The organism is Sphingobium sp. JS3065 (genome assembly GCF_026427355.1).
Taxonomy (GTDB): Bacteria; Pseudomonadota; Alphaproteobacteria; order Sphingomonadales; family Sphingomonadaceae; genus Sphingobium.
Genome location: NZ_CP102668.1, coordinates 39,460 through 53,158, shown reverse-complemented (window position 1 = coordinate 53,158; position 13,699 = coordinate 39,460). Strand labels below are relative to the sequence as shown.

Annotated in this window: 10 protein-coding genes and 5 pseudogenes; 5 read left to right on the top strand and 10 right to left on the bottom strand. The window is 61.0% G+C overall.

The window, feature by feature from the left end; genetic code table 11:
- Window positions 1–203: 203 nt before the first annotated feature.
- Window positions 204–2,144, bottom strand: a complete 1,941-nt coding sequence (locus NUH86_RS24260; RefSeq protein WP_267253289.1) for a molybdopterin-dependent oxidoreductase — start codon at window positions 2,142–2,144, stop codon at window positions 204–206.
- Window positions 2,145–2,177: 33 nt separating this feature from the next.
- Between NUH86_RS24260 and NUH86_RS24255 the strand changes: the two genes are divergently transcribed.
- Window positions 2,178–2,312 (top strand): hypothetical protein, encoded by a 135-nt coding sequence (locus NUH86_RS24255; RefSeq protein WP_267253288.1) that lies wholly within the window; start codon window positions 2,178–2,180, stop codon window positions 2,310–2,312.
- Here the strand turns inward: NUH86_RS24255 and NUH86_RS24960 are convergent.
- A pseudogene (locus NUH86_RS24960) lies at window positions 2,262–2,447 on the bottom strand (hypothetical protein); the annotation flags it as partial. The gene NUH86_RS24255 and the pseudogene NUH86_RS24960 overlap by 51 nt on opposite strands.
- A gap of 433 nt (window positions 2,448–2,880) precedes the next feature.
- Here NUH86_RS24960 and NUH86_RS24250 point away from each other — a divergent pair.
- The 4 genes from NUH86_RS24250 to NUH86_RS24235 all read left to right on the top strand — a co-directional run bounded on the left by NUH86_RS24250 (window position 2,881) and on the right by NUH86_RS24235 (window position 6,902).
- Window positions 2,881–3,939 carry an IS110 family transposase gene (locus tag NUH86_RS24250; protein ID WP_267253287.1) on the top strand — a complete coding sequence of 353 codons (1,059 nt, stop codon included), beginning with the start codon at window positions 2,881–2,883 and terminating at the stop codon, window positions 3,937–3,939.
- 269 nt (window positions 3,940–4,208) lie between these two features.
- Complete coding sequence (locus tag NUH86_RS24245; RefSeq protein WP_267253286.1) at window positions 4,209–4,976, top strand: SDR family NAD(P)-dependent oxidoreductase; 768 nt, start codon at window positions 4,209–4,211, stop codon at window positions 4,974–4,976.
- Between the two features lie 141 nt (window positions 4,977–5,117).
- Window positions 5,118–6,218, top strand: a complete 1,101-nt coding sequence (locus tag NUH86_RS24240) for an NADH:flavin oxidoreductase (protein ID WP_267253285.1) — start codon at window positions 5,118–5,120, stop codon at window positions 6,216–6,218.
- Between the two features lie 213 nt (window positions 6,219–6,431).
- Entirely contained in the window at window positions 6,432–6,902 is a 471-nt protein-coding gene (locus NUH86_RS24235; RefSeq protein ID WP_323749054.1) for an SMP-30/gluconolactonase/LRE family protein, read from the top strand.
- Between the two features lie 161 nt (window positions 6,903–7,063).
- Here the strand turns inward: NUH86_RS24235 and NUH86_RS24230 are convergent.
- From NUH86_RS24230 to NUH86_RS24195, 8 genes and pseudogenes are all read right to left on the bottom strand, one after another.
- Window positions 7,064–7,306: pseudogene (locus NUH86_RS24230) on the bottom strand (succinate--CoA ligase subunit alpha); the annotation flags it as partial.
- A 74-nt stretch (window positions 7,307–7,380) separates the two neighbouring features.
- Window positions 7,381–8,241, bottom strand: coding sequence for an IS21-like element helper ATPase IstB (gene istB / locus NUH86_RS24225; RefSeq protein WP_067739292.1), 861 nt, complete (start codon window positions 8,239–8,241; stop codon window positions 7,381–7,383).
- Window positions 8,238–9,500 (bottom strand): IS21 family transposase, encoded by a 1,263-nt coding sequence (gene istA / locus NUH86_RS24220; RefSeq protein ID WP_067739295.1) that lies wholly within the window; start codon window positions 9,498–9,500, stop codon window positions 8,238–8,240. Before istA ends, istB begins: the two co-directional genes overlap by 4 nt.
- A 94-nt stretch (window positions 9,501–9,594) precedes the next feature.
- Window positions 9,595–10,299, bottom strand: a pseudogene (sucD, locus tag NUH86_RS24215) (succinate--CoA ligase subunit alpha); the annotation flags it as partial.
- Window positions 10,296–10,547 (bottom strand): annotated as a pseudogene (gene sucC / locus NUH86_RS24210) (succinate--CoA ligase subunit beta); the annotation flags it as partial. The pseudogenes sucC and sucD, both read right to left, overlap by 4 nt.
- Window positions 10,541–10,684, bottom strand: a pseudogene (locus NUH86_RS24205) (electron transfer flavoprotein subunit beta/FixA family protein); the annotation flags it as partial. The pseudogenes sucC and NUH86_RS24205, both read right to left, overlap by 7 nt.
- Window positions 10,685–10,736: 52 nt before the next feature.
- Window positions 10,737–13,064, bottom strand: coding sequence for a TonB-dependent receptor (locus NUH86_RS24200; RefSeq protein ID WP_267253284.1), 2,328 nt, complete (start codon window positions 13,062–13,064; stop codon window positions 10,737–10,739).
- Between the two features lie 40 nt (window positions 13,065–13,104).
- A complete protein-coding gene (locus tag NUH86_RS24195) occupies window positions 13,105–13,656 on the bottom strand; it encodes an NADPH-dependent FMN reductase (RefSeq protein WP_267253283.1) in 552 nt (183 codons plus the stop codon).
- Window positions 13,657–13,699 lie beyond the last annotated feature (43 nt).

The following is a 13,699-nucleotide window of genomic DNA, read 5'->3' as shown; positions in this document are numbered from 1 at the left end:
GCACGCCGCTGCCTATCGACCTGACGCTGATATAGCTACGCAACGATCAGGTGGCCGTTCGCGTTGCGCTGTACTAGGCACTCAGCGGATTGCCGGCCAATCGCGCGACGCGCTGACGTGGTACAGCATGCCGAACTGGCAAGTCGCCGATCGCCTCTCGGAAGGCGACATCCCGGCCGCGGCTGTAATGAATAGAGTTTCTGTCAAGCCGGGTTAGCCGCTGCAATATCGATCGGGATCGCAGTCAATACCGACATGCCAGCTCTCGGCTCGACATCTTCCCGCAGCCCACTTGCAAGGATATTGACGTTGGCGCCGCCGGCAGCGTTGGCTCGCTTCCAGCCGCCTTGATGACCCCAGCCGTGCGGAATTACGATCGTACCCCGCCCGACGTCCGCAGTCAGCTTCGCAGGCAAGGTGATTGCGCCGCTTTTGGAGCGCACTTCAACCTGTTGGCCGTCGCCAATGCTTTTCTCCGCCGCGTCCTCCGGATTGATCAGCGCGTATTGCGTGCGAGCGGGCGGCATCGTTCGTTCGAGATTATGCAGCCAACTGTTCTGTGACTTTACCTCCCGCATGCCGATGAGGCGGAAGGGCAAATCGCCGGGATCTCGATGGGCCTTCAGCCGCACGAGCTCTGCGGCAACGGTGTCGCTGGCCAGATCGATCCTGCAATCGGCCGTGCGCAACCGCTGCTCCAGCGGCAGGATCGGAAGCTCTGATTTGAGTAGAAGGCCGTCCTTGTTGCGCTTGATTTTCCGCAAGTTCAAACCGCCTGGTCGCAGGCCGAACAGGTCGCCCGACTGGCTTTTGCGGAGCATGAAGTCATACAAGTGACTGGGCGTGAGTTGAATGCCAAGACGCGCCAGCCGACGATGCCATTTCGATGCGTATGCTCCGCCCAGTCCCATGCGGCGGGCAATATCCTGCAGGACGCGCCACTCCTCCCTGACGCCAGGCGGTGGCGGTACGACCGGCGGGGTGTACCACAATGCAGGACGCAGCATCCACGGCAGGATGCCCATGGGCAGGTCTTCCCGTTCGTAAAATGCCGTGACCGGGAGAATGTAATGCGCATGTCGGTTCGTTTCGTTGACGTAAAGGTCAAGCGAGAAATGGAGATCGAGCTGCTCGAGCGCGTCGCGCAGCCGATCGCCGCCCCCGGCACTGGCCATCACCGGATTGCCGGCAAAGGTCATGAGCGCGCGAACGCGTTCCTCGCCCGGCGTGGTGATATCCGGGACGAGCGATGTCGAGGGATGCGCGCCCAAGACATCGGGATGCTTGTAGACACGAGTCGGATTGCCGCCCGAACGGGCAAGCCCCGCATGTTCCAACTGCTCGTCGAAGGCAATCGGCGACCATCCAAAGACATTGCCACCTTCGCGCTCGATATTCCCGGTCAGCGCATTCACCGTGTCCTGAAGGATGTTCACCAAGGTCGCGAAGCGCTGCAGGCAGGTGCCCGTCCGGCCATAGACTACCGCACTGGGCGATCGTGCGAAATCTCGCGCCAAGGCGCGGATGACATCCGGTTCCAGCCGGCATCGCTCGGCACAATGCTCAAGAGAGAAATCCATGAGCAACTCGGCAAGCCGATCGACATTCTTGCCGTATCGATCCAGAAACGCGCGATTGGCGAGCTGTTCGTCCAGAATAACGCGGATCATCGCAATTAGCAAAAACGCGTCGCTGCCCGGGTGGACCGCGACGTGTTCGTATGCTCGCGCCGTTTCCGTGCGCCTCGGGTCGACCACCACGACACGTCCGCCCCGCTCGACAATGCTCTTCAGGGCGTCGCGGACGCGCGGCTCGCTGAAGGCAGACCCGTGCGAGACATAGGGGTTGGCGCCCAGGATCAACGCGAAATGCGTGCGCCACAAATCGGGTTTGACGGCCACTGCTTCCGATCCGAACAGAACCCCGCTGGCGACGAACTTGGCCGCGATATCGTCGGCGTACAAGGCATAGCGCCATTTGACACCCAATGCCGCGTGAAATCCGCCCATCCACATTGCGCCGGCAAAGCCGTATCCGGTCGGATTACCCTTGTAGGTCGCAAAGGCGGCCGTTCCGTGCTCGTCGCGGACCCGTATCAGGCGCGCTGTGATGTCAGACAGCGCGTCTTCCCAACCGACCTCCACGAATTCGCCAGGGCCGCCGATGCGCTTCAGCGGATGGCGGACGCGGTCAGGATCGGTGACGACGTCGGCTACAGCCTGTGCCTTCAGGCAAAGATGGCCTCGCGAGACCACGTGCTCGCGATTACCCTCGATTTTGACGATCCTCCCCTGGTCGACGGTCGCGATTAGCCCGCATAGCGGCTCACAGACACGACAATAGGTTCGCACACGGCGGGGATCGGCCAGATCTCCTGCACCGAGAACCCGTCTGCTGAGCGCCAGAACTTTACGAACAGCGGCTCGCAGGCATGGAAGCCAATTCATGACACCACCTTATCTTCAATGATCTGGCCTCGCAACATAATTAATGAAATAAACAATCCATCTGCGGGCACATCCACACATGGCTGGGCATAACAGTGGACGCTATGCTAACTTGACGATATTACTCGATCGATTAAAAGGCGGCGAGGTCTTTGGCATGCAAGTTCACGCACGGATGATCGCGTCCGAGCTGGATAGGTTGCGAATTTCTTAGGTAATATGTCGAGTGCTAGGCACATCGATGGTCGAACCATAGTATCACGAGGCAGATCTTAGTAATATTTAGATTGGTACAAGGAGCCGGTATGAAAGCGACTAGCTTCAGTGAAGGAATGGAGCGGTGATGATCACCATAGAGGCAAGGGTGCCCCCCCTCGTGCAGGCACGAGTGTTAAGCAAATTGCTGAAGCCCATCAGCAATGGAGATGCACCCATGTCTTACGATTATCATATCGGCGTGGATTACCACAAAGCCTATACGCATCTGGTTGTGCAGGATGTCGGCGGGAAGGTACTGCGATCGGGCAAGGTGAAGAACGACCCGCGCTCGCTTGCCGGTTTTTTGGCGCCCTATCTGGAGAACAGCCATGCGGTGATGGAATCGAGCCGCAACTGGACGGTGATGTACGACTGGCTGGACGAGTTGTGCGACGATGTTGTCCTGGCGCACCCGCTGAAGGTGAAGGCGATAGCCGACGCCAAGATCAAGACCGACAAGATCGACGCGACGATCCGGGCGCATCTGCTGCGGGCCGATTTGATCCCGGAGTCCTATGTACCATGTGAGGTCGCGCGCGAACTTCGCCAGGCGTTGCGAGAGCGGATGTTCTTCGTGCGGCTGCGCACGATGGTAAAGAACCGGGTGGTGACGATCGTCGACCGCTATCCCGAGCAGACCCGAGCGCTGCGGGAGATGTCGGATCTGTTCGGCAAGATCGGGCGGGGCCAGCTCGAACTGCTTTCGGTGTCGACGATCGATCGCGAGCATATCGATCGCGCGCTTGCCTTCATCGATGACATCAACCAGCGGATCCGCGAGTCCGAGAAGACGATCCGTCGCTTCAGCAAGGACAATGCGGACGTCAAACGTCTGAAGACGATGCCTGGCGTGGGCGAGTTCTTCGCGCGCCTGATCGCCGCCGAGATTGACGATGTTACACGCTTCCGTTCGGCCAAGAAGCTCGCCGCCTATGCCGGGCTCGTGCCTTCGACCTATGCGAGCGGCGGCAAATGTTGGAACGGGCGGATCATCAAGGCTGGCAATAAGTGGCTGCGCTGGGCTTTCGTAGAAGCCAGCATTCCTGCCATGCGCGCCGAGCCTGCCCTCAAATTCGAATATGAGCGCCTGAAGGCGACCAAGGGCGCGAACCGCGCCAAGGTCGTCATGGCGCGCAAGCTCTTGACGAGCGCCTACCAGATGCTGCGCGACCAGCGTGACTATGAGCACCGCGACGCGCTAGAGCGACCGTCTGATCCTTCTCGGCTGTCCTGATGTGCCTCTAGTGGGTCCTGCATCGCGGGGCCGCACTCTCTGGGAGAATGGGAAGCCGAGAGCCGAATAACCGGAATGTGACCGAGCCTATAAGGCAAGGGCACGGATTGGAGAATGGCTCAATGCCGAAACGAGGCCAGGGCGCCTGTCCTCGAAAGTTACAACTCGTCCGTGCTGGCGTTGGCGGACACAGGAAAAACAACGAACCCACGAGGGAAAGTGCTTTTGACGTGCACTCCGCCTCTTGAGTTCTTTCATTGGAGAGAGGCATGAGCAAGGAAGTATGCGTTGTTACGGGGGGCGCGTCGGGAATCGGACTCGGCGCGGCTATGGCGATGGCTAGGTCCGGCGCGACCGTTGCCATCCTAGACAAGCGAGCGGAAGCTTGCGCATCCGCTTTGGAAGAGATGAAGCGCGCCTCTCTCACTGCACATTCCTACGTCGTCGATGTGACCGATCCCGTCGCGGTGAACGCTGCGGCAGAAAGCATCGAGGCGGAACTCGGCCCCGTTACCGGCCTGGTCACGTCCGCCGGTATCAGCATTCCCGGGGCGCCGGAACATATGCCATTGGAAGACTGGCAGGCCGTGATGGACGTGGGGGTCACGGGCATATTCATCTGCTGCCAGGCATTCGGGCGATATATGTTGGAGCGCAAGCGCGGTGCGATCGTCATTGTATCGTCGATCGCAGGGTTTGGCTGCGCGCCCAACCGACCCAACTACACGGCATCCAAATGGGCCGCGATGGGCTTGACCAAATCGCTAGCGGTTTGCTGGGCCGATCGCAATGTGCGCGTAAATTGCCTTGCCCCCGGCTTCGTGGACACACCTCTGGCCAGAGCATCGACCGGCGGTTGGCAAGACATTCTTATGTCTCGCAACCCCATGGGCAGGTCCGCGTCGCCGGACGAGATCGGCAATGTCGTTCAGTTCATGCTTTCGGACGCTTCATCCTACATGACGGGCAACATCATGGCGGTGGACGGCGGACAGACCTCGTCGCATTTCCACAGTCGAGAACCAGTTCCAAGCTGAGTCTGCGGGACTGCCCGACCTCGATCGATCTTTGGAGCGGGCGCGGCTCAGGCCACTCTGGACCGTACCCGCATTACTGCGTGGCCGACGGCGGCGGCATCGCCCACCGGGCGTCGGTATGCGTCATTGTTGGATATCATCATGTATGACACGCTGTTCACGCCCTTCGATTGCGGCAGCCTGACGCTGCGAAATCGCTTCGTGATGGCGCCTATGACCCGGTTCATGTCCAACAACCAGCGACCCGGACCCGAGGTGGCCGCATACTACCGGCGCCGCGCCGAGCACGGCGTCGGGCTGATCATTACCGAGGGCGCGACGGTCGATCATCCGGTTTCCTCCCAATCGCTGCGCGCTCCCGCATTTTTCGGGCAGGCGCTGGATGGGTGGACACGCGTTGTCGAAGAGGTCCATGAGGCGAGCGCCAAGATCGTGCCGCAACTTTGGCATGTCGGTGCGATGCGGAACCCTGGAGGCGAACAGCCCAATCCGCATCTGCCGAGCGCGACGCCCTCTGGGCTGTATCGGCCTGGCAGCAAGCAGATCGCCGAACCGCTGAGTAAGGTCGAAATTCAGGCGATCATCGACAGTTTTCGCCGCGCCGCCGTCGAAGCTCGGCGGCTCGGGTTTGATGGGGTCGAGCTGCACGGTGCCCATGGCTATATTCTCGACCAGTTCCTGTGGGGTGCACTTAATCGGCGAGACGACGAGTATGGTGGCGATGCCATCGACCGCACTCGGTTTATTGTCGAACTGGTGGCAGCGATTCGCGCCGAGGTCGGCAACGATTTTCCCATCATCTTGCGGGTTTCCCAATGGAAGCAGCAGGATTACGACGCGCGACTTGCGGACACGCCCGATCTGCTCACAGCGATCTTCAGCCCGATATCGGATGCCGGCGTCGATATGTTCCATTGCTCTCAGCGGCGTTACTGGGAGCCGGAATTTCCAGGATCGCATCTGAATTTCGCCGGCTGGATGAAGCGGCTCCTGAACAAGCCGGTAATCACGGTCGGGAGCGTCGGGCTGAATGGCTCGATGGTCGTCGAAGCTGATCAACACGATGCAGAGGTCTCTCGAGATCTGGAGCCCTTGGCAACCGGTGTTGCCACAGGCGAATACGACCTGATCGCGGTGGGTCGAGCGTTGATCGCGGACGCCGAATGGGTCGACAAGGTCCGCACGGGCCGGTTGGATGAATTACATGCGTTTTCAAAAGACCACCTAACCTCGCTTTGGTGACCGGCGAGACCGTCGTCTCGCGACGCGCGTCTTGAGACCAGGATCGCCACTCACTTCGACGGTGGCATATGCTGCACTGCTTCATGTTCCGCGCCGGATTTGGAGCTTGCGGATAAGTGAGCATCCAACTGTTGTGCAAGTTCCAAACGGCAGCAGTTAAACTCATAGCTAAATAGTCGATTGACGCTTGACACGCTTTAACGCGCATTACTAATTAGTCGCAATCCGGGCGGCCTGTACTATGCAAAGGCCGACGGGTCGTTCATCAAGGAACTTGTCCACGAGCCCGATCTTCTCACCCCCCTGAATCAGCCCAATGGCGTGGGCCTCTCGCCTGACGGGAAGCGGCTCTACGTATCGGAAACCGCGACAGGTAGGCTGTGGGGCTGGTCGGTCGTCGCACCTGGCGAACTAGGTCAGTTGGAGCTGCTGCCTGGCCGCGAGAACGGCATCTTGGCGTACGCCGCGAACGGCGCCGGCTTGCTTTACGATGCGGGCGATTATAGCCTGTTCGACTCGTTGGCAGTCGATAGTGAGGGCAATATTTGCCTTGGCACACTCCAGAATAGCGGGATCACGGTCGTACGTCCCGAGGGCGGGAAACGGGACTTCATCGCGATGCCCGAATACGACTTCTTCACAACCAATATCTGCTTCGGCGGGCCGGATCTGCGCACTGCCTAGGTTACGGCATCCGGCCTTGGTACGGTGTGGGTGATGGATTGGCCCATCAGCGGTCTGCTGCCAGAATATACGACCGGCTGGCGATCACAGTACAATCCTCGACCATGAACAACCGACTGACCCGGCCAAGCCGGGTCACGGTTACGGCAGCGACACAACGTTTAGCCCCTCAACGCTTCCAGCAGCGTCTCGCCCAGCAGGCTGGGCGACTGCGAGACGCGGATGCTGGCTTCTTCCATCGCCGCGATCTTGCTCTCCGCATCGCCCTTGCCGCCCGACACGATCGCGCCGGCATGGCCCATGCGGCGGCCTGGGGGCGCCGTGCGGCCGGCGATGAAGCCGGCCATCGGCTTCTTGCGGCCGCGCTTCGCCTCGTCGATCAGGAACTGCGCGGCCTGCTCCTGTCAACGGGCGCCGAAGATTCCGCAAAAGTGGGCATCTAAAATTCCCTAGTTTGGCGGGACGGTTGTGTCGGTGATCAGCCGTGATGGAGATCGGGATTTTCCTTTGCTGGCGGGCGGCCACGCCGTTTGGGCAAGGGCGGCGGGTTGATGGACGGTGCCATGCGCGCATGCTCGGGCAGCAGGTCAGCGTGCTGTCGCATGCGATAGCTGGAGCCCTCGATCTGGATGACCACCGCGTGGTGAAGGAGGCGGTCGAGCAGCGCGGTGGCCACCACCGGATCGCCAAAGACATCACCCCATTCGGCAAAGCCGCGGTTGGATGTCAGGATCATAGCGCCCTTTTCGTATCGGGCATTGACGAGTTGGAAGAACAGGTTGCCACCGCCCGGCGTAACAGGGAGATACCCGATCTCGTCTACGACGAGCAGCGCGGATCGGCATAGGAAGCGGATCCTTTCGCGCAGCGTGCCCTCCCGTTCCGCCTTGGTCAGTGAAGCGATCAGATCGGCGAGCGGGATGAAGTAGACGCTCTTGCCCGCCTTCACGGCCTCGACTGCAAGAGCAGTGGCGATATGGCTTTTTCCGGTACCGGGCGGACCCAACAGATGCACCACCTCGGCCCGGTTGATGAAGTCCAGGCCAGCGAGCGCCAGGATGCGGTTCCGGTCGAGCGATGGCTGGAAGGAGAAGTCATATCCGTCCAGCGTCTTGATGATCGGCAGCCTTGCCATGCGCAGGGCCGCCTTGATCCTGCGGTTCTCCCGGAGCGATAGTTCTTCGTTCAGCAATATGTCGATGGCCTCGATGCCATCGATTTTGCCCTGCTCTATGCCGCGCAGGGTGGCGTCGAGCATCTCCAGAGCGCGTGGCATTTTGAGATGGACCAGGCTGCGGCGGATATTATCGACGCGGGATGCGGCACCCCCTTGGTTCATGGCCGTTCTCCCCGCGCCAGTTGGCTGCCGATCGCCTGATAGATGGCCAGGGAGCGCACAGCGACATGCTCGCCTATACGACCGATGGCGATTACCTCTTTGCCATGGATACGGCGCTTGGCGCCGCTGCCGCCTGTCCGATGCGCAGGATCGATCCTACACTGCCGACGCCCCTCAAGAACCGGGTGCTCGGCAATGACCTGGCCCAGGTCTACGATCCTGATCTTGTCAGGCAACTGCTGGATTTCGACGACGCGCCGAGTGCGATCGGGAACGCTGTAGTAATTGCCGCCGACAGAGACCATCCCATCATGGCTGACGCGGCGCTCCAGCTTCAGAACGGCGTCAAAGCGACCCGCCGGGAGCAGCTGCAACTCAGGCTGCTCGGCGGCGAAGGCTTCAACAATAATCCGCTGCGTCGTCCCGTGGACACGGACATTGGCGACGGTATCGAGCCAGTCGATTAGCTGGACATTGAGATCGTCCAGATTGCGGAAGCTGCGGCCCAGGAAGAAGTCCTTGCGGATATAGCTGAACGGCCGCTCGACCTTTCCCTTGGTCTTGGCCCGATAGGGACGGCAGGCGCGTGGCACGAAGCGGTAATGCCCCGCCAGGGCCAGCAATGATCGATTGTAGATGATATGGCCCTGATCATCTTCGCCGGTTACGGCGGTTTTCATGCGATCGTAGAGGATTTCGATCGGGACGCCACCGAGCGCTTCAAAGGCCTGCATATGACAGCGCAACAGAGTTTGGAGATCCTGGTGCATGACGTAGCGTGCAAACAGGAAGCGCGAATGTCCCAGCACCAAGCTGAATAGCCAGACGATCCGGCTGACGCCGGGCTCATCGGTAAATTCGACGACGAACCGGGCAAAGTCGACCTGTGCCTGCACGCCAGGCGGCGTCTCGAACCGAACCTCGAAGGGCTTGGGGCCGTTTTCCGGTCGAATCGCTGCCAGGAACCGCTTTACCGCAGTATAGGCGCCCATATACCCCAGCTCACGGATTTCCCGCGTCAGACGCGCCGCCGTCAGATCGGGAAAGGCCACCACTCGCTCACGCAAAAATTCTAGATAGGGTGCCAGTTTGTTCGGTCGACCCAGCATGCGTGGGCCGTAAACCGGGGCCTCGACACCCCGTTCGATATATTTTCGGATGGTCTTGGGATCGCGACCAGTGCGTCGGGCAATGGCGGATATCGATACGCCCTGCCGATGTAATTCGAGGATCATCATCAATTCTCCAAGTCGGATCATCGGCCCCGTCTCCGCGTCTGCAAAGGAGATGAGGACAATGTCGGCTCATCTCATTCTGCCGGGGCTAGCCCCGGCAGAATGAGATGAAGGGGCCACCAACTAGGGAATTTTCAAAGCCCACTTTTGCGGAGAATTGCATGACCGATGACAGCTCCTCGGCGTCGCCGCCGATCTCGCCGATCATGATGATCGACTGGGTCGCCTCGTCGGCCAGGAACAGCTCGAGCACGTTGATGAAGTTGGTGCCGTTGACCGGATCGCCGCCAATGCCGACCGCGGTGGTCTGGCCGAGGCCCGCGTTCGTGGTCTGGAACACCGCCTCATAAGTGAGCGTGCCCGAGCGGCTGACCACGCCGACGCTGCCCTTGGAAAAGATGTTGCCCGGCATGATGCCGATCTTGCACTCGCCCGGCGTCAGCAGGCCGGGGCAGTTCGGGCCGATCAGCCGCGACTTGCTGCCCGACAGCGCGCGCTTGACCTTCACCATGTCGAGCACCGGAATGCCCTCGGTGATGCACACGATCAGCGGCACTTCCGCGTCGATCGCTTCTAGGATCGAGTCCGCGGCGAAGGGCGGCGGGACGTAGATCACGCTCGCGTCGGCGCCGGTGCGCTCGACCGCTTCGGCGACGGTATCGAACACCGGCAGGTCGAGGTGGGTGGTGCCGCCCTTGCCCGGGGTCACGCCGCCGACCATCTTCGTGCCATAGGCGAGTGCGGTCTGCGTGTGGAAGCTGCCGGTCTCACCGGTCATGCCCTGCGTGATGACCTTGGTGTTCTTGTCGATAAGGATGCTCATGCTGCTGCCCCCCGAACTTGCGCGACAATCTTCTGCGCCGCGTCGCCGAGATCGTTGGCCGGGACGATCGCCAGACCGGAATTGGCGAGGATGGCCTTGCCCTCCTCGACGTTGGTGCCCTCGAGCCGAGCGACCAGCGGCACGCTGAGGTTCACTTCCTTCGCCGCCTCGACGATGCCGGCGGCGATGATGTCGCACTTCATAATGCCGCCGAAGATGTTGACCAGGATGCCCTTCACCGCCGAATCGCTTCCTCGACCGCGATCTCGTCGAACGGGTTCATGCTCATCTTGACGCTCGCCAGATCGACGGCCGTCCCGTCCGCCTTCACGCGGGGCTTCACATTATAGTCAAGCACCCGCTTGACCGGCACCAAGACTTTCATCGATCAAACCTCGCGGTATTCTTCAGTGTTCGCATGATGCCGAGCGACGCCGTCAATATTTGAACTTGAGCTGCACTCTGACCTCGCGACCAAAGTTCAAGTTGCCGATGAGATCGGCAGGAACCGCCGCCGCGGTACCTGTCGCTGATCCGGTCAGCGGCACCGAGGTGGCACGGTACGCTCGGAACACGTTGGTGAGATTGCGGCCGATTACGCCGAAGCTCCAGCGGTTGCCAAGCTCCAGCTCGGCATTAAGGTCCAGCCGAATCGACTGCTGCTGCCGCGCCCCCGGGGCTTGCTCCTGCATTGGGTTGTAAGCGTCGGTATAGAATGCGTCGGCCCCGACGGTTAACTTTGCCGACTGAGACAATTGCTTCTCGTAACTTCCTCCCAGGCTTCCCGACCAGAGCGGAGCGTTGGCAAGACGGCGTCCAGCGAAACGCTGCTGCAGCCCCACACAGCCGGCTGCGATCGACTGGCCAGAATAGCAGACATTCTGAAAGTCGATGAACGTGGCATCGTTCAGGTAAACCGAACCATGGACCTCTAGGCCCGGCACCGAGCGCGGGCGAACGCCAACATCGAGCTCGACCCCTTTCACGCGTGCCGACGAGGCATTCAAGATTCGCTGAACGTTGATCGTCGGATCGAAGAACGTGACTTGCAGGTCGTCATATCGATAGGAATAGGCCACCAGGCTGCCGCGTGCTCCGCCGGGCAGGCGTCCCTTGATCCCGGCTTCCCAGCCTTGCGCTTTTTCCGGCCGATAATCTCGGGTAATCGGCGGCGCCGGAGGCTGCGGTAGCAGCGGCGTAACGCCACCATCAAACCCGCCTGACTTGAAGCCACGCTTGTAAGCCAGATATGCGGTCAGGTTGGACGTCGGCCGCCATGTGACCGTCGCTTCTGGCGAGACGTTGTCAAACTCAACCTCAGTGCGCACCAGGTTGGTATAAGGAACGCCATTCGCTGAAACCGCCAACCGCTTGCGTTCGCGTGTCCAGCGGGCCCCGCCTGCAAGCTCTAGCATTGAGATCGGACGAACGAGCAGTTGACCGTAGGCCGAATAGGTTTTGCCATCCTGAGTCAGCCGGTTGCGGGGGAAGAATGTGACAAACAGCGGCTGGCTATACGTCCAGATGTTGGAGTCCTGGAAGAATGCGCCACCGAACACGTCGAAAACGCCGCCGAAATCAGTCGAAAGCCGGAATTCCTGCGTGAACTGACCGACATTTGTGGCCGAGAGCGAGGCTGAGCGAACAGCCGGCTCATAGCTGAACGGCGAGAAGAAGATGTCGTCCAGATAGTAATACCCGGTCAGCGACGTGACGTTGATATTGGGTGCCAGCTTGTAGTTGATCTCGGCAGAGACGACCACTTGGTCGGTGTCGCCGAACGGGCGGCCGTTGCCATATTGGGGTGCTGCCGCGACCTGGCTCGGCACCAGATCGCCATCATACACGATGCGATCCTGCTTGCAGTCATCGATTGGGACAAGCGCCTGTGGGACGCCCGATCTGCAGTAGATGCGCTGACCGATGCGGCCGCCGCCAGTGCCCTTTGAGTTGAAATAGGACCCCTTGAGTCGGACCGATAGCGGGCCGTCCGGGTTGATCAGGAGCGTCGCGCGGGTGAACCACTCCTTGCTACCCGGGGCACGATCGTCCGCAGGCGTCAGCGAGACGCCGGGAACGGTCGCCCCGCGCACCTTGAAATAGCCGTCGGTATCGGCGTATCGCGTTACGACCCGAAGCAGGACGTTGTCGGCGATTGGACCCGAGACCATGCCTTCGACATATTTGCTGCGGGCGTAGAATTCGTAGCCGGCCAGTAGCGACGCTTCGAACTCGCGCTTCGGATCCGCCGACCGCAGCGAGATCACGCCACCCGGGCTGTTCTTTCCAAAGAACAACGCCTGCGGGCCGCGCAAAACCTCGACCGAGGCGACGTCGATCAGACCCGTCCGAAGCACCGTAGCGTGGCTGACCTGAATGCCGTCGATGTTGATCGCCACCGCCTGATCCTGCAAGCCGTTGGTCGACGGGCTGGCGATACCGCGCAACGCGATCGTGCCGCCAGCGGGGTTCGGGGCAGGCGCGACGAGCAGCCCTGGCACCAGCGAGGCGATCGACGAGATGTCGCTGGCAGCCTGACGCTCGATCGTTTCCCCGCTTACGGCCGTCACCGCCACCGGCACTGTCAGCGCGGTTTCGGCGCGCTGGCGGGCGGTCACGACGATTTCGGCGGGCTCCTGTGCACCTGCCTCCTGAAGGGCGGGCGCGGCGTCGCTTCCTCGGGCAGCTGCCGGTGAAACCGACATCATGACGCTGCATAGCAGCGCCGCGTGTAGTCGCTCAAGCCGCCCGCTCGCCATCCCCATCGACCTCTCCTCTCGCTATACTCGGACCGCATCCGTGCGCTCAAATGTTGGTTTCATCCGCGCGCAGGCAGCGAAAAATCTGGTCGACGACGATCTCAAGATTTTTGCGGCACTGCGTCACCACATCGCCCGGGTCAGCCGTGTTCGCCGCGATGCCCAACGGCGTTGGCCAACCTCGCAGGGCGTGAGTGATCGTGCGGAGCGTGTGTAACGTCGAGCTTGCCGCCTGCCACCCGGCTGCCGTGGCGACGAGCCCGACGGGCATGCCGTCGAAATATGGGCGCTCGTCGCTGCTCATATCTTCGGCATAGTCCAGTGCGTTTTTGACGAGGCCGGAGATCGAGCCGTGATAGCCCGGCGAGCCGACGATCAAGGCATCCGCTTCCCGAAGCGCCGCCAAATAGCGCGCTACCCCGGCATGAGACTGATTGACGCCGTGCTCATAGTGCGGAAACGCGATCGCCGGCCCTGTGAACAGCGTCGTACGCGCCCCGCGCCGTTCCGCAATCGCAAGTGCTTCGGTAAGCACGCGCGCCGTGGTGGATGTTTCACGCAGCGTGCCGCCGATCGCGACGATATGAACAGATGCCATAGGGCGGGATTAATCGATCGATTATGGCGAGTCAACAAGTGTT